At 41.5% G+C, this 23926-nt stretch carries 26 protein-coding genes; 24 read left to right on the plus strand and 2 right to left on the minus strand.

Going from position 1 to position 23926, the window contains the following annotated elements:
• The first annotated feature begins 21 nt into the window (after positions 1 to 21).
• From QMF37_RS05065 to QMF37_RS05115, 11 genes are all read left to right on the plus strand, one after another.
• Entirely contained in the window at positions 22 to 543 is a 522-nt protein-coding gene (locus tag QMF37_RS05065; RefSeq protein WP_283476967.1) for a YqeG family HAD IIIA-type phosphatase, read from the plus strand.
• A complete protein-coding gene (yqeH, locus tag QMF37_RS05070; protein ID WP_058385587.1) occupies positions 540 to 1643 on the plus strand; it encodes a ribosome biogenesis GTPase YqeH in 1104 nt (367 codons plus the stop codon). Before QMF37_RS05065 ends, yqeH begins: the two co-directional genes overlap by 4 nt.
• Positions 1644 to 1654: 11 nt before the next feature.
• The gene (aroE, locus tag QMF37_RS05075) at positions 1655 to 2482 is read left to right on the plus strand and encodes a shikimate dehydrogenase (protein ID WP_283476970.1); all 828 of its coding nucleotides are present in this window, start codon (positions 1655 to 1657) and stop codon (positions 2480 to 2482) included.
• Positions 2469 to 2768: a ribosome assembly RNA-binding protein YhbY gene (gene yhbY, locus QMF37_RS05080; RefSeq protein WP_058385585.1), complete on the plus strand. Its 300-nt coding sequence runs from the start codon at positions 2469 to 2471 to the stop codon at positions 2766 to 2768. Before aroE ends, yhbY begins: the two co-directional genes overlap by 14 nt.
• Positions 2765 to 3352 carry a nicotinate-nucleotide adenylyltransferase gene (locus QMF37_RS05085; protein WP_058385584.1) on the plus strand — a complete coding sequence of 196 codons (588 nt, stop codon included), beginning with the start codon at positions 2765 to 2767 and terminating at the stop codon, positions 3350 to 3352. Before yhbY ends, QMF37_RS05085 begins: the two co-directional genes overlap by 4 nt.
• Positions 3321 to 3896: a bis(5'-nucleosyl)-tetraphosphatase (symmetrical) YqeK gene (yqeK, locus tag QMF37_RS05090; RefSeq protein ID WP_071154365.1), complete on the plus strand. Its 576-nt coding sequence runs from the start codon at positions 3321 to 3323 to the stop codon at positions 3894 to 3896. The genes QMF37_RS05085 and yqeK overlap by 32 nt, the downstream gene beginning before the upstream one ends.
• Positions 3893 to 4231 (plus strand): ribosome silencing factor, encoded by a 339-nt coding sequence (gene rsfS, locus QMF37_RS05095; protein ID WP_058385582.1) that lies wholly within the window; start codon positions 3893 to 3895, stop codon positions 4229 to 4231. Before yqeK ends, rsfS begins: the two co-directional genes overlap by 4 nt.
• Entirely contained in the window at positions 4228 to 4953 is a 726-nt protein-coding gene (locus QMF37_RS05100; protein ID WP_283476975.1) for a class I SAM-dependent DNA methyltransferase, read from the plus strand. The genes rsfS and QMF37_RS05100 overlap by 4 nt, the downstream gene beginning before the upstream one ends.
• 337 nt (positions 4954 to 5290) lie before the next feature.
• Positions 5291 to 5716, plus strand: a complete 426-nt coding sequence (locus tag QMF37_RS05105; protein ID WP_245830254.1) for a helix-hairpin-helix domain-containing protein — start codon at positions 5291 to 5293, stop codon at positions 5714 to 5716.
• 81 nt (positions 5717 to 5797) lie between these two features.
• A complete protein-coding gene (locus QMF37_RS05110; protein WP_058385579.1) occupies positions 5798 to 6370 on the plus strand; it encodes a ComE operon protein 2 in 573 nt (190 codons plus the stop codon).
• Between the two features lie 173 nt (positions 6371 to 6543).
• Positions 6544 to 8643 carry a DNA internalization-related competence protein ComEC/Rec2 gene (locus QMF37_RS05115; protein WP_283476979.1) on the plus strand — a complete coding sequence of 700 codons (2100 nt, stop codon included), beginning with the start codon at positions 6544 to 6546 and terminating at the stop codon, positions 8641 to 8643.
• A gap of 244 nt (positions 8644 to 8887) precedes the next feature.
• Here the strand turns inward: QMF37_RS05115 and QMF37_RS05120 are convergent, their stop codons facing one another.
• Entirely contained in the window at positions 8888 to 9022 is a 135-nt protein-coding gene (locus QMF37_RS05120; protein WP_078080335.1) for a YqzM family protein, read from the minus strand.
• Positions 9023 to 9179: 157 nt separating this feature from the next.
• Between QMF37_RS05120 and holA the strand changes: the two genes are divergently transcribed.
• Positions 9180 to 10208, plus strand: coding sequence for a DNA polymerase III subunit delta (gene holA, locus QMF37_RS05125; protein WP_071154366.1), 1029 nt, complete (start codon positions 9180 to 9182; stop codon positions 10206 to 10208).
• Positions 10209 to 10259: 51 nt separating this feature from the next.
• Here the strand turns inward: holA and rpsT are convergent, their stop codons facing one another.
• Entirely contained in the window at positions 10260 to 10508 is a 249-nt protein-coding gene (gene rpsT / locus QMF37_RS05130; RefSeq protein WP_058385576.1) for a 30S ribosomal protein S20, read from the minus strand.
• A gap of 216 nt (positions 10509 to 10724) precedes the next feature.
• On the opposite strand from rpsT, the gene lepA reads away from it, so the two are divergent.
• From lepA to floA, 12 genes are all read left to right on the plus strand, one after another.
• Positions 10725 to 12554 carry a translation elongation factor 4 gene (gene lepA / locus QMF37_RS05135; protein WP_058385575.1) on the plus strand — a complete coding sequence of 610 codons (1830 nt, stop codon included), beginning with the start codon at positions 10725 to 10727 and terminating at the stop codon, positions 12552 to 12554.
• A gap of 59 nt (positions 12555 to 12613) precedes the next feature.
• The gene (gene hemW, locus QMF37_RS05140) at positions 12614 to 13753 is read left to right on the plus strand and encodes a radical SAM family heme chaperone HemW (protein ID WP_283476984.1); all 1140 of its coding nucleotides are present in this window, start codon (positions 12614 to 12616) and stop codon (positions 13751 to 13753) included.
• Between the two features lie 90 nt (positions 13754 to 13843).
• Complete coding sequence (gene hrcA, locus QMF37_RS05145; RefSeq protein ID WP_283476985.1) at positions 13844 to 14878, plus strand: heat-inducible transcriptional repressor HrcA; 1035 nt, start codon at positions 13844 to 13846, stop codon at positions 14876 to 14878.
• Between the two features lie 17 nt (positions 14879 to 14895).
• A complete protein-coding gene (gene grpE, locus QMF37_RS05150) occupies positions 14896 to 15492 on the plus strand; it encodes a nucleotide exchange factor GrpE (RefSeq protein WP_283476987.1) in 597 nt (198 codons plus the stop codon).
• Positions 15493 to 15513: 21 nt separating this feature from the next.
• Positions 15514 to 17340, plus strand: a complete 1827-nt coding sequence (gene dnaK / locus QMF37_RS05155) for a molecular chaperone DnaK (protein WP_078080337.1) — start codon at positions 15514 to 15516, stop codon at positions 17338 to 17340.
• A 109-nt stretch (positions 17341 to 17449) separates the two neighbouring features.
• On the plus strand, positions 17450 to 18562 hold the full coding sequence (gene dnaJ, locus QMF37_RS05160) for a molecular chaperone DnaJ (RefSeq protein ID WP_058385570.1): 1113 nt from the start codon (positions 17450 to 17452) through the stop codon (positions 18560 to 18562).
• A 126-nt stretch (positions 18563 to 18688) separates the two neighbouring features.
• Positions 18689 to 19630 carry a 50S ribosomal protein L11 methyltransferase gene (gene prmA, locus QMF37_RS05165; protein WP_078080338.1) on the plus strand — a complete coding sequence of 314 codons (942 nt, stop codon included), beginning with the start codon at positions 18689 to 18691 and terminating at the stop codon, positions 19628 to 19630.
• 12 nt (positions 19631 to 19642) lie between these two features.
• Entirely contained in the window at positions 19643 to 20380 is a 738-nt protein-coding gene (locus QMF37_RS05170; RefSeq protein ID WP_071154370.1) for a 16S rRNA (uracil(1498)-N(3))-methyltransferase, read from the plus strand.
• A gap of 42 nt (positions 20381 to 20422) precedes the next feature.
• Positions 20423 to 21091 carry a deoxyribose-phosphate aldolase gene (deoC, locus tag QMF37_RS05175; RefSeq protein ID WP_078080339.1) on the plus strand — a complete coding sequence of 223 codons (669 nt, stop codon included), beginning with the start codon at positions 20423 to 20425 and terminating at the stop codon, positions 21089 to 21091.
• A gap of 95 nt (positions 21092 to 21186) precedes the next feature.
• The gene (gene rpsU / locus QMF37_RS05180; RefSeq protein WP_006828698.1) at positions 21187 to 21360 is read left to right on the plus strand and encodes a 30S ribosomal protein S21; all 174 of its coding nucleotides are present in this window, start codon (positions 21187 to 21189) and stop codon (positions 21358 to 21360) included.
• Between the two features lie 224 nt (positions 21361 to 21584).
• Positions 21585 to 22910 carry an NfeD family protein gene (locus tag QMF37_RS05185; protein WP_283477004.1) on the plus strand — a complete coding sequence of 442 codons (1326 nt, stop codon included), beginning with the start codon at positions 21585 to 21587 and terminating at the stop codon, positions 22908 to 22910.
• Between the two features lie 4 nt (positions 22911 to 22914).
• The gene (gene floA, locus QMF37_RS05190; protein ID WP_058385566.1) at positions 22915 to 23901 is read left to right on the plus strand and encodes a flotillin-like protein FloA; all 987 of its coding nucleotides are present in this window, start codon (positions 22915 to 22917) and stop codon (positions 23899 to 23901) included.
• The last annotated feature ends 25 nt before the right edge of the window (positions 23902 to 23926 follow it).

Below are 23926 nucleotides of genomic sequence, written 5' to 3' on the forward strand. Positions count from 1 at the left end.
GGAAAACAGGAGTGAGTTAGAGTGTATCAAAATTTTGTACCTAGTGAGTATGTAAAAGACGTTTTTGACATTAAGCCAGAAATATTAATTGAAAAGAATATTAAAGGGATAATTACGGATTTAGATAATACACTTGTAGAATGGGATCGTCCAGATGCTACCCCGAAATTGATTGAATGGCTGAAATCGATGAAAGATGCCGGTATTCAAGTAGTAATCGTTTCCAATAATAAAGAATTGCGTGTCAAGTCGTTTGCGGATCCTTTAGGAATTCCGTTTATTTATCAAGCTCGTAAGCCGATGGGCCGCGCTTTTAGAAAAGCACTGCGCATTATGGAAGCAAAACGCGATCAAGTCGTGGTTATTGGAGATCAAATGTTAACGGATATCTTCGGAGGCAATTTGAACAAGATGCATACCATACTAGTATTGCCAGTAGCGCAGTCAGATGGCTTTTTTACTCGTTTTAACCGAAGAATCGAGCGTAAAATCATGAAGAAGTTGAAAGAAAAAGGACAATTGATGTGGGAGGAAGAAAAGTGAGCGAAATGCCAACTTGCATCGGATGCGGTGTGCAGATTCAAACTGAACATAAAGAAGAGGTAGGCTATGCACCACCGTCTTCGTTAGAAAAAGAAGAAATTATTTGTCAACGCTGTTTTCGCCTGAAAAATTACAATGAACTTCAGCCTGTTTCATTAACGGATGATGACTTTCTGAAGATTTTAAACGGCTTGGGCGAACGCGATGGGTTGATCGTCAAAATCGTCGATATTTTTGATTTTAATGGCAGCTGGCTTCCTGGTCTTCACCGTTTTGTTGGGAATAATGATATTTTACTGATTGCCAATAAAGCGGATTTGTTACCGAAGTCAGTGAAACAGCCTAAATTAATCAACTGGATGAAACAAGAAGCTAAAAAATTAGGATTGAAACCGATTGACGTATTAACGGTAAGTGCTCACAGAGGAACCGGAGTTCCAGAAGCGATGGAAGCAATCGAAAAATACCGTAAAGGCAAAGACGTCTATGTGGTAGGGTGTACGAATGTTGGGAAATCGACATTCATCAACCGCGTGATTAAGCAAGCGACAGGGCAAGCAGATGTCATTACGACTTCACATTTCCCTGGAACGACATTGGATATGATTGAAATTCCTTTGGATGATAAACGTTCATTATTTGATACACCAGGAATTATCAATCATCATCAATTGGCTCATCATTTAAAAACAGCAGATCTCAAACAAATTATGCCGAAAAAAGAAATTAAGCCTCGTGTGTTCCAATTAAATGCAGGGCAAACATTATTTGTTGGCGGATTGGCACGATTTGACTTTATTCAAGGTGAGCGTTCATCATTCACTGTCCACATTGCTAATGACTTAGGGATTCACCGAACTAAACTAGAGAACGCGGATGCTTTGTACGCACAACATCTAGGCGATATGCTAGCACCACCGTCAGCTGAATACAAAGACGATTTTCCAGAGTTGGTGCGCCACGAATTTAGTGTCAAAGATGCAAAAATGGATATTGTGTTTTCTGGACTTGGTTGGATTACTATACAGCACGGCAACGCCGTTATTGCTGCTCACGCGCCTAAGGGTGTGGAAGTTCTCTTACGCCCATCGTTGATTTAGGAGGTTTTTAGATGAAGAAATGGTACGCAGTAATTGGTGATCCAATTGCTCATTCCTTATCCCCATTTATGCATGAATCGTGGTTTGATGAACATGGCATAGAAGCTGCTTACCTACCGATTCATGTGGAACCGTCGCAATTGAAAAAGTCATTGGAAGCTATGAAAACATTGGGCATCAGTGGTTTTAATATTACACTTCCGCACAAGCAATCCATTGTTCCGCTTTTAGGAAAACTAGAAGAAAGTGCTTCGCAAATGAATGCTGTCAATACGGTGAATTTTGATGGAACTCATTATGTTGGATCAAATACAGATGGTGACGGCTTTGTTCGCTCGCTATTTGTTCATGTCATCGATAAGACATCAAAAGTGTTACTGATTGGCGCAGGTGGTGCGGCAAGAGGAATTGCTTTTGCTTTGAAGCGCGCTGGCTTTACGAATGTGACCATTACCAACCGAACCTACCGGCGTGCAGAAGAGCTAGCGGCAGAAACAAATGCTTCTGCCATGACGCTCATTGAATCTGAACAACAATTGGCTGAATTTGCAATTGTGATTCAAACGACTTCTGTTGGATTAGCGACAGGTGAAGCGTTGCCGATTTCACTGGACCGAGTAAAATCAGGAACTTTAGTAGCGGATATTATTTATAATCCACTGGAAACACCGTTCTTGAAAAAAGCACGAGAAAAAAATTGCATTATCTCAAATGGCGTTGGTATGTTTGTTTATCAAGGAGCAATTGCTTTTGAAAAATGGACAGGGATACAGCCAAATACTGAAAAAATGATCCAAATGATCACAGAAAAACTAGGAGGCACTTATGTTAACAACTAAACAAAAAAGCTTTTTGAAAAGCGAAGCACACCATCTTGCACCCATTTTCCAGGTAGGTAAAGGCGGCGTCAGTGATGCCATGCTCGTTCAAATCAAAGAAGCATTAGAAAAGCGCGAATTGGTCAAAATTAGTATTCTTCAAAACAATGAAGACGGCAAAGATGAAGTAGCAGTAGCTCTTGCTAAAGGCACAAAATCACAGTTGGTTCAATTGATTGGTCACACTGTCGTACTTTACAAACAATCGGTTCATAATAAACGAATCGAGCTACCGGTTAAAAGATGAAAAAAGTTGGGATTCTAGGCGGAACATTTAATCCGCCTCATCTCGGTCATTTAATCATGGCGAGTGAAGCGCTTTTCGCGGCCGAATTGGCTGAAGTCCGTTTTATGCCCAATTATATTGCGCCTCATAAAGAAGTTGCAGGTGCTAGTGCCGAGCAGCGGCTCGCGATGACTAGGCTCGCGATTTCTGATCACGACCAATTTAAAGTAGAAGACTTCGAAATCAAACAGGGTGGAGTTTCTTATTCTTTTGATACCTTAACAAAACTGTCTGAACAAGAACCTGACGTCGAATTCCATTTTATTATTGGAGCCGACATGGTAGAAGGTTTGTCTTCTTGGCACCGAATTGATGAGTTGGTAAAGTTGATTCGCTTTATTGGTGTTAAGCGGCCGGGGTATACTACAGAGACTCCTTATCCGGTGATGCTGATTGATTCTCCGGAATTGCGATTGTCATCCACATTATTGAGAGAACGGGTTGCTGCACGCGGGCCCCTCGCCTTTCTGGTGCCGGAGAAAGTGGAAGCTTTTATTCGAAAGGAGCGCTTGTATGGATCACAACCACATGCTTCAGACCGTTAAAGAACGACTTCCAGAAAACCGATTTACTCATGTGCTTGGTGTAGTGGATACCGCAACTGAACTCGCTAAAGCATTTAAAGTGTCCGAATCCAATGCGCAAACAGCAGCAATTTTGCATGATGTTGCAAAATTTTCAGATCGAGAATGGATGAAATCTGTCATCGTTTCTGAAAACATGGATCCTTTACTACTCGAATACCACGCAGAACTTTGGCATGCTCCTGTAGGCGCTCATTTAGCGAAAAGCGAATTTGGGGTTACCGATGAAGACGTACTTAACGCCATTCGTTACCATACGACGGGACGTGAAGCGATGTCTGATTTGGAAAAAGTCGTCTATATTGCTGATTTAATCGAACCAAACCGCAAATTTTCAGGTGTTGAAGAATTGCGACAATTAAAAAATCAAGGATTGGATGTTATGATGGAAGCCGCGATCAAACATTCCATCGAATTTTTAAAATCAAAAAATCAACCGGTATTTCCGGATTCACTGAAGTGTTACAATTACTTCGTGCAACAGAAAGGGAAAGTGAAAGAATGACTAAAGAAACTTTACTACAAGTAGCGTATAACGCAGCAGAAGATAAAAAAGCAGAAGATATCGTTGTTTTAAATATGGAGGGAATTTCGTTGCTAGCTGACTATTTTGTCATCTGTACAGGGAATTCAGATCGTCAAGTTCAATCAATTGCAAGAGAAATTATGGATAAAGCCCACGAAGAAGGCCATGAAGTGAAAAGCATTGAAGGATTCGACTCTGCACGATGGATTCTTGTCGATCTTGGTGATGTAGTCGCACACGTTTTCCATAAAGACGAGCGCTCATACTACAACCTTGAACGTCTGTGGAGAGAAGCTCCGCAAATGGAAATATGAAATACGGAAAATTTGCCGCAGTCTATGATGGGCTGATGGAAGATATTCCTTACGAAAAGTATGTGGAGTGGGTCGCTTCCCATGTTGCATCCGGCAAGTTGCTGGATGTAGCGTGTGGAACTGGCACATTGTCACAGCTTTTTGCTGAAATGGGCTATAACGTAACAGCGAGTGATTTGTCTGAAGACATGTTGACGATTGCCAATCAACGCTTTCAAGATGCAAACCAGTCAATTCCGGTACTTCAATTGTCGATGGATAATTTAGAGGGATTGACCGATTTTGATATCGTGACGATCGCTATTGATTCGGTTAATTATTTGCAGGATGAGCAACAGGTTCAGCAAACATTTAAAGAAGTTTATGAAGCCTTAAATGTGGGTGGTCATTTTTTCTTTGACGTACATTCCATTGTCAAAGTGGATAAAGTCTACATGGCCAGTCCATTTGTTTATGATGCAGAAGAAATTGCGTACATTTGGCATACTGAGCCTGGAGAAGCAGAACATAGCGTGATTCACGACATGACTTTTTTCGTTCGTCACAATGAGTTATTCGAACGTTTTGAAGAAACGCATGAACAGCGAACGTTTTCTGTTGATGCTTACACAAAATGGTTGGAAACGGCTGGATTTTCTGTAGAGTCGGTGACAGCCGATTTTTCAGATCAGGTGCCGGATGAAGAAAGTGAACGTATTTTCTTCTATGCTAGAAAAGTTTGAGGCGAATTGATGGAGCCATCTGCAACGTGCAGGTGGCTTTTTGTCTATTCAAAAAAGCTAGACAGCAGCAACTGAATTATTATATAATTCAAACAGCTTCTATTTAATTGCCTTCTGAAGAAATGAGGAATGCGAACTGAAATTTTCCGAGCTTCAGAACAAATTTGCATGGCTGCTGATCCCCACAGCTGTCATTGTGCTGCTACTAATTTACTTCTTGTTTCCTCAAAGTAAGTCAGAAACAGCTCCTGCTACTTCTCTTGAACTAATCAACGCTGAATCCCCTCAGCAGACAGAACCCCCAGAAAATGAAGTTCCCGTAATAGAGACTACCTTAATGATTGATATGAAAGGACAAGTGGTTCATCCAGGTGTATACGAGCTACCCGCAGGATCCCGTATGCAAGATGCTGTTCAAGCTGCAGGTGGTTTCACAACAAAAGCCGATAGTCGTGCTATTAATTTGGCGCTCGTAATTGTGGATGAAACTAGTGTTTACGTACCAGTAGTGGGAGAAGAAATCAGTTTGCCAGCGGCATCGTCTCAGACAGCTTCAGCTAGTGGTAGCGGTTTGATTGATATCAACTTGGCGAGTGAAACCGAATTGATGGAACTACCGGGAATCGGTCCTTCTAAGGCCGCTGCTATCCTTGCTTATCGGGAAGAGGTAGGGCGCTTTAAAACACCGGAAGAATTAACTGAGGTTACGGGAATTGGCGACAAAACCTTTGAACAACTAAAAGATCTTATTTCTGCCAAATAGAAAGCCGTACAAGAAAAGACGGTTGACGAAATAGATGCCTCTGCTACAATTATTTTAACTACATGAGCAGGAGGCAATTAAATGAAGCGAATAACTTGGGACCAATTTTTTATGGCGCAAAGCCATTTGCTCGCACTTAGAAGCACTTGTACACGACTGTCTGTCGGCGCAACCATTGTGCGTGACCGAAGAATTATGGCAGGTGGCTACAATGGATCAATTTCAGGAGGAGACCATTGCATCGATAAGGGCTGTTACGTGGTTGATGGACATTGCGTGCGGACAATCCATGCAGAAATGAATGCGCTACTGCAATGTGCGAAATACGGCATTAGCGTCAGTGGCGCGGATATGTATGTCAGCCATTTTCCTTGTTTGCCATGTACTAAGTCGATTATCCAGTCCGGAATTGCTCGACTTTATTACGCGACAGACTACAAAAATCATGAATATGCCATTGAATTATTAGAGCAGGCAGGTGTAGAAGTCGTGCAAGTAGTATTTGACGAGCGGAAGATTGATTTTTTGAGTGTCGAAAAATCTGCTCTTTATATGGAACTCCTGGAAAAGTTGCGTGAAAAAGGTGGAAGTGATGAAGAATTGGCCCATTATACTGAACGGGTGAATCAATTATTCGGAGAAATCGAAGTGTAACAACTACTCCTTTTCTATATTTAGCAGCAGCTACAATTCTTGCTACATATGCAGCGCATGAAACAGCGGTTCAACTCGTGTTCATGGCGCTGCTTTTTAGTTGGATGTGTTGGAAAAAAGAAGGGCGAGTTCTTATTGTCGCAGTTTTTTTATTTACCTGTGCGGTGTATTTGGTGCAGGATTTTAGAAGTCAGCAGCTAGTTAGTAAGCTACAGCCTTATTCAGGAACACTGATATTTCATACGGGTGCAGTCATCGATGGCGATAGTCTTAGAGGATTTGCAGTATTAGAAGATCGTACAGTCGTTTACGCACGATACCGCTTAAGTTCCGCTGAACAAAAGCTTCAATTAGAAAGTCTAGTTGACGACTCCATATTTCAAGTTAATGGTATTTTTGAACAACCATCATCTCCCTCGCATCGCTATTCTTTTGATATGAGTAAATATTTGCGGCATAATGGAGCAAACTCGTTATTGGTCATCCAGTCAATAGATGGGGTGACAGAGAACGATACGTGGAAAAATCGGCTACTTAGCAGGAGAGAGGCTTTAAAGCATCATATACGCGAGCATTTCCCAGAAAGTCTAGTTGCAGAAGCGGAAGCTTTACTGATTGGTGAGCGAGAAAACATGGATCCTGAAGACCAACGTGTCTATCAAACCTTAGGTATTTCTCATTTGTTTGCTATTTCAGGATTGCATGTTGGAATTGCATCGGGTCTGCTTTATGGCATTCTTGTCCGTTTGCATGTTCGAAAAGAGATGGCGCTCGTCATTTTGTTAGTTGTATTGCCGCTTTACGCGGTTCTAGCTGGTGGTGCGCCTTCAGTTTGGCGAGCAGTTAGTATGGTATGCGCTGTACTAGTAGGCAAGCTTTTCGGCTTCCGGTTATCTATTGCAAGTATTATGTTAACTAGTGTGATCATTTTTATTCTATGGAATCCATACGTCCTGTACAAAATTGGTTTTCAGTTGTCCTATGGTGCAACCTTTGGCATTATTTACTCTTTAAAGTTCCTAAGTGAAATCCGATCTGCTATAAAAACAGGCTTTGTCTTAACATTCATTTCTCAGGTGACACTATACCCGTTACTTCTTTTTCATTTTTATGAATTGTCGTTGTCTGCATTTGTGGTCAATAGCCTTTTTGTTCCTTTGTTTACTTTGCTGGTTTTACCGGCCAATTTTCTGTTATTGTTTCTGACTTTTTTATCTCAGCCAGTAGCAGATGTTGTTTTTAATGGGTATGAACCTTTGCGCGGACTGATCGATCAATTCATGAACCGGCTGGCCGCATTGCCTTATCAACTTTGGAATCCTGGAAAGCCCACTCTTTTTATCGTGTTTCTTTTAGCAGCCAGTGTTTATTTGTTTTACTGCGCCGCTGAGCGAAAATTTCAATTTAGTCAGTTGTTGATTTTAGTAGTTCCTGCACTCCTGTTTACGGCTGTGCCTTATGTCGATCCGCGTTTGAAAGTAACTTTTCTCGATATAGGTCAAGGCGATAGTGCTGTAATTGAATTGCCTTTTCGGCAAGCTGTGTATTTAGTCGATAGTGGTGGCTTGCTGCGCTTTGACACAGAAGCTTTTAAAGAGAAGAAACGACCTTATGAAATTGGGCGGCAAGTTGTAGCGCCTTATTTGAAAGGCAACGGCATTTCTTCAATTGATGTTTTTGTACTTTCGCATCCAGACGCTGACCATGCAGAAGGGGCAGATGAGATTTTCGAGTTGTTTCCAGTTAAAGAGCTTCATTTAACACCGGGATCTGCTACAAACGCATTGATGCTTCAATTGGCTCCTTATACAAAGCAAACCAATATCGTGTTTCCGGGAGCTGGATCAAATTGGGGCGTTGCGGACACGCAATTCAGCTATTTTTCCCCAACAGATGCTACTTACGAAGGCAACAACGATTCACTTGTGCTATTTATGAAAACAGGTGATTACCGTGTCTTATTTACAGGAGATTTAGAAGCTGCAGGGGAGAAGGCATTAGTAGAAACTTACAGCAGCGAACTCGCTGGTCTGACGGTATTAAAAGTAGGACATCACGGCAGTAAAACGTCCAGCAGCGAGGAATTTTTAACGCTACTCAATCCGGCTGTATCAATTTTTTCGACCGGCGTTGATAACCGGTACGGCCACCCGAGTCCAGAAGTAGTCGACCGATTCGATGAATTGGAACTTGATACGTTAAACACCGCAGAAAACGGCACCATCCGATTACTTTATAATAAAGGGGAGTTAAAGCTCGAAACAATGCGCTGATCTCAGAAAAGCGCAGGCGCCCGTATAGCTCTGACAGGCATAAGACAAATCGGCGAAGTGGCGTTCTTTGCCACACAGCAGAGTGGCCTTATGACCCGAAGAGCTGGGCGCCGGAGTCTAGACAAAGAAAAGCGCAGGCGCCCGTATAGCTCTGACAGGCATAAGACAAATCGGCGAAGTGGCTCATTTCCATGCAACAAAAAAAGGTTCCGGTTATGAAAACCGAAACCTTTTTTTGATTTAATTACCGTGCAGCGAATTCTACAACTCCGGCGATAATGAAGATAAGGGCGAAAAATCCAAAGGATACGACAAAGCCCATTCCCGCGTCGATTGCATCGTTACGTTTGGACTGTACATTCTGTTCAAATTCATTCATTGAAATCCCTCCTAATTCCTTCTAATTATAAGCGAAGACAAAGTAAAAATCTAGATTGAAGTAAAGTTTAAAGGATGAAATTCTTTACTGACACATAACTGTCAAATACCCAAAGTCGTATAAATCCGATATAGTAGAAGAAGGGGAGGCTGATAAGATGATTACTTCCGTGTGGAAAGCCATACGCAGCGGACAAATAGACCCTGTTTATCTCATCGTGGGAACAGAAAGCTATTTTATTGAAAAAACCTTGGATTTGCTAAAAGATAAATTGACGGACAGCGGAGAATTAGAACTAACTTTTTTTGATTTGGACGAAGTACCGGTTGACCACGTTATTGATGAGGCAGACACCATTCCTTTTTTTAGTGACCGCAAGCTGATTATTGCACGCAATGCAACGTTTTTAAAAGCAGCAGAGCGTGGCAAAGAAAAGATCAATCACGATCTAAAGGCACTCGAAGCCTGGTTAGAACATCCACCAAGTAGTTCGGTGACAATTTTTGTAGCGCCTTATGAAAAAGTAGACGAGCGCAAAAAAGTAACCAAGCTGATGAAGCAACATACCGTACTAATAGAAGCCAAGTCACTCCAAACTAATGACTTAGAAAGTTTTCTAATGCACGAAGCGAAAAATTTTGGCAAAGGCATCGATTTGAAAGCGGCTCAGCGATTAATGGAGATGGCAGGTACCGACCTGACATTACTGTCTTCAGAAATTGAGAAGATGTCGCTGTATCTCGGGGCAGCAGAAGGAGACATTACGGTAGACCTTGTAGAACAAATGACAGCACGGACGCTTGAGCAAGATGCATTTAAAATGCTTCAGTCGTATCTTGACGGCGATGTTAGCGGCGCCCTAAGTGTTTACTACGACCTGTTGCGTCAAAAAGAAGAGCCGGTAGCATTAGCGGCTTTACTGGCTTCGCAAATACGCTTTATGATTCAAGTGTATTATTTGCAGAAAAAAGGGTATCATGCGCAACAAATTTCTAAACAACTAAAGGCGCATCCCTATCGCGTTAAGCTACTAGTGGAAAAACGCCAACAGATTTCTGAAAAGCGACTGTTGCAGGTACTTGGTGATTTAGCAGACATCGATCTTCAGCTAAAAACACTTAGTGGCAATCGTGAGCGCATTTTGGAATTTTTCTTGATGAAGCGCGCGATCAAACAACAACGTTAAAATGAATAAAAAAAGCCAGATCCTTTTAAAGGATCTGGCTTTTTTTATGTTTTACGCTTGTTTCATCAAGCGAGCTTTTTTACGAGCTGCAGTGTTTTTATGGATCAAGCCTTTAGAAGCCGCTTTTTCCACCTGTTTAATCGCCGCTTTTACAGTATCGCTAGCGTTATCGTCTTTGTTAGTCAAAGCTGTTTCAGCTTTCTTAATAGAAGAACGCATTGCTGATTTCGTATGCGAGTTTTGAACGTTTTTGCTTTCGTTCGTACGCACGCGTTTGATTGCAGATTTAATGTTTGGCATATCTTTCACCTCCTAGACAATATGAAAGAGAGGAAATCATCCCAACTCTTTAATGTCTCTATACAACATGAGTTATTTTATCAAATCAGCGGAAGGATTGCAATAGTTACGTGCAAAGAAGTTTTCCTTGACAGCAAAAATGAATTCACGAGCTTTTATTGCTCAATGCTTGTTGTACTGCTATAATTCATAGTAGTTTATATAGGAGTGAAGAGAATGAATAATGAGGAAAGATTATCTCGGCAAAGCAGAATTCGCAACTTCTCGATTATTGCGCACATCGATCACGGTAAATCTACGCTTGCAGACCGAATTTTAGAAAAGACGGAAGCACTGACTTCCCGAGAAATGAAAGCACAGTCCCTCGATTCTATGGATCTTGAACGGGAACGTGGCATTACCATTAAATTGAACGCTGTTCAGCTTAATTATAAAGCCAAAGATGGCGAAATTTATATTATGCATTTGATTGACACTCCAGGGCACGTCGACTTTACCTATGAAGTATCACGCAGTTTAGCAGCTTGTGAAGGCGCTGTACTTGTTGTCGATGCAGCACAAGGAATTGAAGCACAAACATTAGCAAACGTTTACTTGGCGCTAGATAATGAATTAGAAATTCTACCAGTTATCAATAAAATCGATTTGCCTGCCGCTGACCCAGAACGTGTTCGTCAGGAAATCGAAGAAGTAATCGGTTTGGATGCTTCTGAAGCGGTATTGGCATCAGCAAAAGCCGGAATTGGAATTGAAGAAATTCTCGAACAAATCGTTGAAAAAGTTCCAGCTCCAACGGGAGATCCAAGTGCGCCGTTACAAGCATTGATTTTTGATTCTCTTTACGATCCTTATCGTGGTGTTGTAGCGTATATTCGGATTGTTCAAGGAACTGTAAAACCTGGAGATCGTATAAAAATGATGGCTTCTGGAAAAGAATTTGAAGTGATTGAAGCAGGTGTTTTCACTCCTCATGCAACTCTTCGCGAAGAATTAACAGTTGGCGATGTTGGCTTTTTAACAGCTGCTATTAAAAACGTGGGTGATTCGACAGTCGGTGATACAATTACACTTGCTAATAATCCAGCAAGCTCAGCGTTGCCTGGTTACCGTCGATTAAATCCAATGGTTTATTGTGGGTTGTACCCAATTGATACTTCTAAATACAATGATTTGCGTGACGCGCTAGAGAAATTGGAATTGAATGATGCAGCTTTGCAATTCGAGCCTGAATCTTCTCAAGCACTGGGCTTTGGGTACCGTTGTGGATTCCTTGGCTTGTTGCACATGGAAATCGTTCAAGAACGAATCGAACGCGAATTTAATATTGACTTGATCACAACTGCACCAAGCGTAATTTATGAAGTTCATATGACAGACGGGGAAGTTTTGAAAATCGACAACCCGGCTATGATGCCTGACGCACAAAAAATTCAACTAGTTGAAGAACCTTATGTGAAAGCAACAGTTATGGTACCCAATGATTACGTAGGTGCGGTTATGGAAATTTGCCAACGCAAACGCGGTAATTTCTTAACAATGGATTACGTCGATGATACACGTGTTAGCATTATTTATGAGTTGCCATTGGCTGAAATCGTTTATGATTTCTTCGACCAATTAAAATCAGGGACAAAAGGCTATGCCTCTTTTGATTACGAATTAATTGGCTACAAAGAATCTAAATTGGTCAAAATGGACATTTTGTTAAATGCTGAACAAGTAGACGCTTTGAGTTTTATCGTTCACCGTGACTTTGCCTATGAACGTGGAAAAGCCATTGTCGATAAGTTGAAGAATCTAATTCCACGCCAACAATTTGAAGTGCCTATTCAAGCGGCTATCGGTCAAAAAATTGTGGCACGTCAAACGATTAGTGCGATACGCAAAAACGTTCTTGCTAAATGTTATGGTGGCGATATTTCCCGTAAACGGAAACTTCTCGATAAGCAAAAAGAAGGTAAAAAACGCATGAAGCAAGTTGGATCTGTAGAAGTTCCACAAGAAGCATTCATGGCTATTTTAAAAATGGACGACCAATCAAAATAAAACGAAAAAAAGGAGGCGGAATTTTAGCCTCCTTTTCTTATTAGAAAAGAGGAAATAAAATGGTAAAAGGATTGTATATCCATATTCCATTCTGCCACCAAATTTGTTTTTACTGCGATTTCAATAAAGTATATTTCAAAGATCAGCCAGTGGATGCTTACATTGATTCCGTAGGAAAAGAGTTGGCGTTATGGAAAGAACAAGGAGCACTCGATCATCCTTTGGAAACAATCTTCCTTGGTGGAGGGACTCCTACATCGTTAACACCTGTTCAATTAGAGAAATTGCTGGCACATATTCATCGCTATGTCCCAATGGCTGCTAATTTGGAATGGACATCAGAAGCCAACCCAGATGAATTGACACAAGATAAAATGCAAGTGCTATTTGACGGAGGTGTCAACCGTCTAAGCATGGGCGTTCAGTCATTCGATGAAGATCTTTTAAAACGACTTGGCCGAACTCACAGCAACTCAGATGTTACACGTGCAGTTAATGCTGCTCGCAAAGTAGGCTTTGAAAACTTGAGTTTCGACTTGATGTACGGATTACCTGGCCAAACGATGCAACAGTGGGACGATACACTGGAGCGAGCTTTTGCATTTGATATGCCGCATTTCTCAGCCTATTCCTTGATCATTGAGCCGAAAACAGTATTTTATAACTTAATGACAAAAGGTAAGTTAAATACGGTAACAGAAGATTTAGAAGCCGATATGTACGATAAGTTGATGAATGAAATGGACAAACGTGGATTAAAACAATACGAAATTTCCAATTTTGCGCGTCCTGGTCATGAATCACGACACAACTTACTGTACTGGGACAATGTTGAATATATTGGCGTTGGTGCCGGTGCGCACGGTTATGTAGATGGTATTCGCTATTCCAATGCCGGACCTTTAAAAAAATACATGTCTCCATTAGATGCAGGTGAGCGTCCAATTTTGAGTACACACCAAGTGCCGCTCCATGAAAAAATGGAAGAAGAGATGTTTCTAGGGCTACGAAAAACAGGCGGGGTGTCGCTGTCTCATTTCCAAATTAAATTTCAAAAACCGATTCAAGATGTTTACGGAGATATCTTGAAAAAAGAAATTGCTAAAGGAAATTTAGAAGTTGCTAGCGATTTTGTTAGACTGACCCGTAAAGGACGATTTGTTGGCAATGAAGTTTTTGAGCAATTTTTATTAGCTTAAAGCTCTTCCGTTGACATTGATCATTTTATTTGTTAATTTTAATGTAGTATTAGCACTCGGGTACTTAGAGTGCTAACAGAGGTGATGATCATGTTAACAGAACGGCAACTGCTCATTTTAAAGGTGACAGTAGATGATTACATTCAATCAGCTCAGCCGGTAGGATCGAACCAACTCTCCAGAAGACCTGATATTCCGTTTAGTCCTGCCACTATACGCAACGAAATGGCGGATTTAGAAGGGATGGGGTTTTTAGAAAAAACACATACGTCTTCCGGACGCATTCCTTCGGAGAAAGGATACCGCTATTACGTTGATCACTTGCTGACACCAAGACCGCTACCACAACAGGACATTTTACAGTTGCGTTCAATTTTTGAAGAAAAGCTGACAGAGACAGAAGAAATTATCAAACGCTCTGCCATGATTCTTTCGGAATTGACCAATTACACTTCTATTTTATTAGGTCCTGATGTACGTAGACACATCGTTAGGAAATTGTCGATTGTTCCTTTAACTTTAGACACAGCTGTGGCGATTATTGTGACCGATTCTGGTCATGTGGAAAATCGAATTTTTCCCATTCCGCCTGGACTCGATCCATCGGATATTGAAAAAATGACGAATATCCTAAATGAACGGCTCGTTGGTGTATCGCTAAACAATCTGCACCTGCGGTTAGAACAAGAGACATTGACGATTTTACAGCAGCATGTTGAACGCTATGGTGAATTGTTTCATACGTTTAGGCAAGCCGTTTTATTGCCACATACGGATGAAAATATTTATTACGGCGGTAAGCTAAACATCTTAAGACAACCAGATTTTCATGATCTTCAAAAAATCAGAAATTTAATGGATGTCATGGAAGAAGTAAAGCACATTCCGATGATCTTGCCAGTTGGAAGCCAAGGCCTCCATATTCGCATTGGCTCGGAAAATGCGCTTACAGCAATGGAAGATTGTAGTGTCATTACGGTATCTTATGATATCGGAGAAGAACAGACCGGTTCGATCGCTATAATAGGTCCAAAACGAATGGATTACAAACGCATCGTTTCTATATTGGATTTGCTAAGCGGTGATTTATCGAAAGAACTGGACCGGTTGTTTAATGGAACGTGAACAAAGGAGGAACAGATTTGTCGAAAAAAAATGATTCATTAAAAGCAGAAGAACATGTAGCACCAGCAGCTGTTGAAGTAAAAGACGCTGAAGCTGAACAGTCACCAGAATTAGTAGATGCAGAAGCGCCTGACGAATCTTCTAGTGAGGAAGAATCTTCAATAACGGATGAAGCTGAAGAGCTTCGTGCGCAACTTGAAGCTGAGCAAAACAAATATTTGCGGCTATTGGCTGACTTTGATAATTTCAAAAGACGTACTCAAAAAGACAAAGAAATCGCCAATAAATTCCGTTCACAATCACTATTAGCGGATATTCTGCCAGTACTAGACAATTTTGAACGTGCTTTGTCTCTTACGACAAGCAGTGAAGAGTCAGCGTCCTTGCTAAAGGGCGTGGAAATGGTACAGAAATCGTTAATTGAAGCTGTGAACCGTGAAGGCCTAGCAGAAATTAAAGCGGTCGGCGAACCATTTGATCCGAATTTCCATCAAGCAGTTATGCAAGAAAAAGACGAATCTGCAGAAGCAGGAATTGTGTTACAAGAATTGCAAAAAGGCTATATGTTAAAAGATCGGGTTATTCGCCCGGCAATGGTAAAAGTAAACGAATAAAAATATTGGAGGAATTTAACAATGAGCAAAATTATCGGTATTGACTTAGGAACAACAAACTCAGCAGTCGCAGTATTAGAAGGCGGCGAGCCAAAAATTATTCCAAACCCAGAAGGCAACCGTACAACTCCTTCTGTTGTCGCTTTTAAAAATGGCGAACGTCAAGTCGGCGAAGTAGCTAAACGCCAATCAATCACTAACCCGAATACCATTCAATCCGTTAAACGCTTAATGGGTACGCAGGAAAAAGTAACAGCTGAAGGCAAAGATTATACGCCTCAAGAAGTTTCTGCAATGATTTTACAATACCTTAAAGGGTACGCTGAAGAATATTTAGGCGAAAAAGTAACAAGAGCGGTTATTACAGTTCCAGCTTACTTCAATGACGCAGAGCGCCAAGCAACAAAAGACGCGGGACGTATTGCAGGTCTTGAAGTAGAACGTATTATTAACGAGCCAACTGCAGCGGCATTAGCATACGGTCTTGATAAAACGGAAACAGACGAAACTATCCTTGTTTATGACCTTGGTGGCGGTACATTCGACGTATCGATTCTTGAACTTGGCGATGGCGTATTCGAAGTAAAATCTACTGCCGGCGATAACCGTCTTGGTGGCGATGACTTTGATAAACTGATCATTGATTATTTAGTACAAGAATTCAAAAAAGACAATGGTGTTGACTTGTCTAAAGACAAAATGGCTACTCAGCGCTTGAAAGATGCTGCTGAAAAAGCGAAAAAAGACTTGTCAGGTGTTTCTTCAACTCAAATTTCATTGCCATTTATCACTGCTGGAGCAGAAGGACCGCTTCACTTGGAAGTTACGATGAGCCGTGCAAAATTTGACGAGTTAACTTCTTCATTAGTTGAACGCACAATGGGACCTACACGCCAAGCATTAAAAGATGCTGGTATTTCAGCTTCTGATCTTGATCGCGTTATCCTTGTTGGTGGATCTACTCGAATTCCAGCTGTACAAGAAGCTGTGAAAAAAGAAACAGGCAAAGAGCCATATAAAGGTGTTAACCCGGATGAAGTTGTAGCAATGGGTGCAGCTGTACAAGGTGGCGTATTAACTGGAGACGTAAAAGATGTGGTCTTACTAGACGTAACGCCATTATCACTTGGTATCGAAACAATGGGCGGCGTATTCACGAAATTGATCGAGCGTAACACAACGATCCCAACTTCGAAATCACAAACCTTCTCGACTGCTGCTGATAACCAGCCAGCCGTAGATATTCATGTATTACAAGGCGAACGTCCAATGGCAGCAGCTAACAAAACACTTGGCCGTTTCCAATTAACGGATATTCCGCCAGCACAACGCGGTGTACCACAAATCGAAGTAAGCTTTGATATCGATAAAAACGGTATCGTTAGCGTTAAAGCGAAAGATCTTGGAACGCAAAAAGAGCAAACAATTACAATTCAATCGAATTCGTCTTTAACTGACGAAGAAGTTGAACGCATGATCAAAGAAGCAGAAGAAAATGCCGAAGCAGATGCGAAAGTAAAAGAAGAAGTAGAAGTTCGCAATGAAGCGGACCAAGCAGTCTTCCAAACAGATAAGACAATTGCAGACCTAGGCGAAGTTGTTACAGAAGAAGAGAAAAAACAAGCGGAAGATGCACGCGATGAACTAAAAGCGGCATTGGAGTCGGATAACATCGACGACATTCGTGAGAAAAAAGACAAACTTCAGGAAATCTTGCAAGGATTGTCAATGAAAGCTTATGAGCAAGCAGCAGCAGCTCAACAAGCTGGAGAAGAAGAAAATGCTGCATCAGGAAATGACGATGTCGTTGATGCAGAATTTGAAGAAGTAAACGACGATAATAAGTAAGACCTTGAAGAGTCAAAGCAAAGCAACATGCTTTGGCTCTTTCAATGTCTTTGCAACAGCGATTTAAACCGTGTACAATTACAGTTGATTGTTAGAGGGAGAGTGACTCATGAATAAACGAGATTATTATGAAGTACTGGGTGTATCTAAGACTGCTTCTAAAGAAGAGCTTAAAAAAGCATACCGGACTTTATCGAAAAAATTCCACCCAGATATTAATAAAGATGCCAATGCATCGGAGAAATTCCAAGAAGTAAAAGATGCCTATGAAGTACTGAGTGACCAACAAAAACGGGCACAATACGATCAATTTGGGCACCAAGATCCCAATCAAGGATTTGGTGGCGGCGGAGCTGATGGCTTTGGTTTCGACGATATTTTCAGCACGTTCTTTGGTGGGGGTTCAAGACGCCGCGATCCAAGTGCTCCGCGTAAGGGTGACGATCTACAGTATTCGATGACGATCGATTTCATGGATGCTGTGTTCGGCAAAGAAACAGAAATTGAAATTCCTAAAGATGAAACATGCGATACTTGTGACGGTTCCGGTGCAAAGCCTGGCACCAAGAAAAAAACGTGTCCATATTGTGATGGTTCTGGTCAAACAAATGTAACGCAAGACACACCTTTCGGCCGTATGGTCAATCGTCGTGCTTGCCAGCATTGTGAAGGCTCTGGTCAAATTATCGAAGAAAAATGTTCAACTTGCCGTGGTCAAGGCAAGGTTCGCAAAGTCAACAAAATCAAAGTGACTATTCCGGCAGGGGTCGATGATGGCCAGCAATTGCGTGTCACTGGACAAGGTGGACCAGGTGTAAACGGAGGACCTTCAGGAGATTTATATGTTGTTTTCCGTGTGAAATCACATAAACAATTCCAACGTGAAGGCGATGACATTTACTTAGATATTGCCATCACCTATCCGCAAGCAGCGTTGGGTGACGAAATTGAAGTGCCGACAACTTCAGGGAAAGTGAAATTAAAAATTCCGGCCGGCACACAAAGTGGTGCGCGTTTCCGTCTAAAAGGCAAAGGTGTTAAAAATGTCCATGGCTACGGAACGGGCGATCAACATGTTATTGTTCGAATAAAAACACAAACAAACCTCAGCGAAAAGCAAAAGCAGCTATTACGTGAATTTGCTGAAATTAGCGGCGATATTCCAGAAGAGCATAGTAGTTCTCTTTTTGAAAAAATCAAACGTACAATTAAAGGCGATTAATAAGAGCTACGGGATTGAAATTTTCTTTTTATGAATAGTTAAAGCAACTGGATTTTTACAAACAGAAGACTCTGGCGAAAAGCGAGAGTCTTACTGACTGTAAAGTCGAAAAGGAGCTGAGTGGAAGTGAAATGGTCAGAACTGTCGTTTCATACGACAAACGAAGCAATTGAAGCGGTCTCAAACATCATGCATGAAGCAGGAGCCAGCGGGGTTGTCATAGAAGACTCGGAAGACTTAACGAAAGAAAGAGAATATCGCTTCGGAGAAATCTATTCACTAGATCCTGAAGATTTTCCAGTAGATGGAGTGATTTTGAAAGCTTATCTCCCCGTCAATAGTTTTTTGGGAGAAACGGTCGATGCGATTAAAGTGGCGATTAATAATCTAGCTGCTTTTGATATTAACCTTGGCAAAAACGAAGTGACAATTAGTGAAGTGGACGAAGAAGATTGGGCCACAGCTTGGAAGAAGTACTACCACCCTGTAAAGATTTCCGAACGTTTCACGATTGTTCCAACATGGGAAATTTACAATCCGGTATCAAGTGACGAATTAATTATTGAGTTAGATCCAGGAATGGCTTTTGGAACGGGTACCCATCCTACTACTGTTATGAGTCTTCAAGCGTTAGAAAAAGTAGTACGACCATCTGATCGTGTCATCGATATTGGTACAGGTTCAGGGGTATTGGCAATTGGTGCCGCATTATTGTCTGCCAAAGAAGTGTATGCACTGGATTTGGATGAAATTGCTGTAAAAGCGGCGATTGATAATGTTGAACTAAACAAAGTTCAAGGCATTGTGACAGTTGAAAAAGGCAATCTAACTGATAAAGTAGATCAACCGGCTGATGTAGTTGTAGCTAATATTTTGGCGGAAGTTATCATGTCGTTTACAGATGATGCTTTCAATATCGTTAAACCAGGCGGTAGCTATATCACTTCAGGTATCATAGAAGCGAAAAAGAACGACGTTAAAGCCTCACTTGAAGCTTCTGGGTTTGTCATTGAAGATGTCATGATGATGGAAGATTGGGTTACGATCATTTCAAAAAAACCTGAGTAATGAGGTGCCACAATGCAACGATATTTTATAGAAGGCAAAATTCCTGAAAATCAAATAGTGGCGATAACTGGCGATGATGCAAAGCACATCGCCAAAGTTATGCGCCAAACTATTGGGGACGATTTGATTGTAGTTATGGAAGATCAAGCGTATCAGGCAAAAATAGTCAGTGCAGATTTTGACGTAGAGGTAAAAATCGGTAGCGATTTGGGAATGCAAGTGGAATTGCCGAAAAAAGTGACCATCGCCTGTGGATTGCCAAAAGGTGACAAGCTGGATTTGATCACGCAAAAAGCGACAGAGCTCGGAATGTATGCATTATTACCATTTTCGGCAGAACGCTCTATTGTAAAATGGGACAGTGCTAAAAGTGAAAAGAAGATTGGACGTCTCCAAAAAATTGCCAAAGAAGCAGCTGAGCAATCACATAGAACGCATGTCCCGGAAATACAGGGCATTCACAGTTTTAAACAATTGCTAGATAAAGCCAACTCGTATGACGCGGTCATTGTAGCTTACGAAGAAGAGGCGCGGCAAGAGGGCAGGACTCGGTTTGCTGAAATTTTAAAAGAATTGTATGATAAAGATTCAGTGCTGATCATCTTTGGTCCAGAAGGTGGAATTTCACAAGCAGAAGTGGCGTCTCTAAAAAACGCTGGAGCGAGCTTTACTGCTCTCGGTCCACGGATTTTACGGACAGAAACGGCACCTTTGTATGCATTATCTGCGATTTCTTATGAATTTGAATAACACTGTATAATAATTTTAAAAAAAGAATGGGGATTTTTAGTCATGACAACAATTGCATCATACATTGATCATACTTTATTAAAACCTGAATCTACAGAAAGCCAAGTTGTTCAGCTTTGTCAAGAAGCGGCTGAATACAAATTTGCTTCTGTATGTGTTAATCCGGCTTGGGTTGAAACGGCAGCGGCTGAGTTGACAGACAGCGACGTGAAAGTTTGCACAGTTATCGGATTTCCATTAGGTGCGTCAACGTCTGAAACGAAGGCTTTTGAAACGACGGATGCTATTCTAAAAGGCGCTGGTGAAATCGATATGGTCGTGAATATTGGAGCACTTAAAAGTGGCAATACTGACCATGTGAAAAAAGATATCGAAGCGGTTGTCAATGCAGCAAAAGGCAAGGCGATTGTCAAAGTGATTTTAGAAACTTGTTTATTGACTGACGAAGAAAAAGTGACTGCTTCACGTTTATCCAAAGAAGCAGGAGCTGACTTTGTCAAAACTTCTACGGGCTTTTCAACTGCTGGAGCTACAGTTGAAGACGTCAAACTAATGCGTCAGACAGTAGGTCCAGATTTGGGCGTTAAAGCTTCTGGTGGCGTTCGTAGCCTTGAAGATGTAGAAGCCATGATCAAAGCAGGAGCTACGCGCATCGGTGCAAGTTCAGGCGTCAAAATCATGCAAGGGTTAACTTCTGATTCTGATTATTAACTATTGACCTTTCATCTAGAATACGATATAATTTTTGAGTATATAACACTTGTTGTTCTTCGCTTCAACGTGTGTTCGGAGGGAGGGAAAAAGAGATGTCAAAAACTACAGTTCGTAAAAACGAATCGATTGAAGATGCTCTTCGCCGCTTCAAACGCACTGTTTCTAAATCTGGAACAATGCAAGAGGTAAGAAAGCGCGAGTACTATGATAAGCCGAGCGTGAAACGTAAACTAAAATCAGAAGCTGCGCGTAAACGTAAATTTTAATTGACCTTAAGCAGTATAATGACTTTTAAAAAATATGAACGACCAGCCTAAACCACCATCACGAGTATCGTGATGGTGGTTTTTCTATTTATTCTATTTGTAAGCGCGTTCTTTCGTTATTACTGAAGATTTACTTTATAATAGGAGACGTACCTTGAAACTTATTTCCTGTTCATCCGTATAGATACAAACAGTAAATTTGAAATGCGAAAGGAGAGATCCTGTTGAGCAGAGTCAAAGTCTGTATTGGTTTTGGGCTTTTGCTGCTATCGTTTCTGCTCATGCTCCCGGCCATACAGGCTGATACTTCGACTGTGTACGTGATACCTATTGAAGATGAGGTCGAAAGAGGACTGCAGGCTTTTATTGAACGGGGCATTGAAGAAGCAGAAGACGCTGGAGCCGAAGCAATCATATTCGAGATAGATACACCAGGTGGGTTTGTCGCAGCAGCAGATGGCATTGCCCGTCTATTGGACAAAACGTCATTGAAAAAAATAGCTTTCATCAATCAAGATGCTTTGTCTGCAGGTGCTTTTTTAGCTTTGCACAATGATGAAATCTATATGCATCCGAATGGTCGTATGGGTGCAGCACAGGTAATTGATCAAGCCGGTAACGCAGCTGCTGACAAAGCCAGTAGCGCTTGGCTGGCATCCATGAAGAACGCGGCTCAGACAGCAAGTCGTAATCCTCAGATTGCCTTAGCGATGGCTGATGCTTCCATAGATTTGCCTGAACTTGGTGCGGCTGAAGGGAAGTTGTTAACTTTGGGTGCGGCTGAAGCTGAACAGGTGAACTATTCGCAAGGGACGGTATCTACGTTAGACGAGCTACTTAGTTTGAAAGGACTTGAAGACGCCACAGTCGTGACAATCGATGAAACGTTCTCAGAAAGCCTCGCTCGTTTTTTGACCAACCCGATTGTCGTGCCAATTCTTCTATCAATTGCAGGTCTTGGATTACTTCTGGAGCTATTTACACCTGGAATTGGAGTTCCTGGATTTATTGGCTTGACGTTCCTTATGCTGTTTTTCTACGGACATTTGGTAGCAGGGTTAGCCGGTTATGAGTCCATTGTGTTATTAGTTATTGGTTTTGGCCTATTAATAGCTGAGTTTATTATTCCTGGAGGTGTTGCTGGATTCCTGGGAATTGCAGCGATCCTAGGAAGTGTTTTACTCGCGGGAGGAGATCTTAAAACCACCGCCATAGCAGTACTTATTGCAATGATAGTAGCAACAATAGGGATGGTGATTGTAGTGAAATTCTTTGGTAAGCGGCTTGATTTGTTCAAACGGATTATCTTGACGGATGCTACCGATACGGCAGGTGGTTATGTATCGACTACAAATCGCCCAGAACTTGTCGGTAAAATTGCCCAAACAGTGACAGCGCTCCGTCCTTCCGGTACCATTAAATTAGACGATGAGCGCATTGACGCTGTATCAGAAGGCAGATTTATCGACAGTGGTAAAGATGTTAAGATAATCAAGGTAGAAGGTTCACGTATCGTCGTTCGTGAACTTGAAAAACAAGAGGAGGAATAGAGAAATGGGAATTGAAACAATTGGTTTAGGTGCTGCGATAATTGGTATTATCGTCGTTTTGGCAATTTTCTTCACATTCGTACCAATTACATTATGGATTTCAGCATTAGCTGCAGGGGTCAAAATCAGTATCTTTACGCTAATCGGAATGAGATTACGTCGCGTTATTCCGTCACGTATCGTCAATCCATTGATTAAAGCATCAAAAGCAGGATTAACAGTAACCATCAATCAATTAGAAAGTCACTATTTAGCTGGTGGTAACGTTGACCGTGTCGTTAATGCGTTGATTGCGGCGCATCGTGCTAATATCGAATTGCCGTTTGAACGTGCAGCAGCGATTGACCTTGCAGGTCGTGACGTATTAGAAGCAGTTCAAATGTCGGTTAACCCGAAAGTGATTGAAACACCATTTATTGCAGGTGTTGCCATGGACGGAATCGAAGTGAAAGCAAAAGCTCGTATCACAGTTCGTGCTAATATTGACCGTTTAGTCGGTGGTGCAGGAGAAGAAACAATCGTTGCACGTGTAGGTGAAGGGATTGTCTCTACTTTAGGTTCGAGCACTAGTCATAAAAAAGTTCTAGAAAATCCGGACTTGATTTCTCAAACCGTTTTATCTAAAGGCCTAGATTCTGGAACAGCGTTTGAAATTCTGTCGATTGATATTGCAGACGTTGATATTGGTAAAAACATTGGCGCAGAGTTGCAGACAGAGCAAGCAGAAGCAGACAAGAAAATTGCTCAAGCAAAAGCAGAAGAACGTCGTGCAATGGCTGTAGCAAGTGAACAAGAAATGAAAGCCAAAGTTGTTGAAATGAGAGCAAAAGTTGTAGAAGCTGAAGCGGAAGTACCACTTGCTATGTCGGAAGCTCTACGCAACGGCAATATTGGCATTATGGATTACGTCAATTATAAAAATGTCCAAGCAGATACAGGTATGAGAGAGTCTATCTCAAAAACGGGCATGGACAAATCCGACGATAAATAATCGGCAGTAGTCATAAGGGAGGTTT

Source organism: Planococcus sp. S3-L1, assembly GCF_030063085.1.
GTDB lineage: Bacteria > Bacillota > Bacilli > Bacillales_A > Planococcaceae > Planococcus > Planococcus kocurii.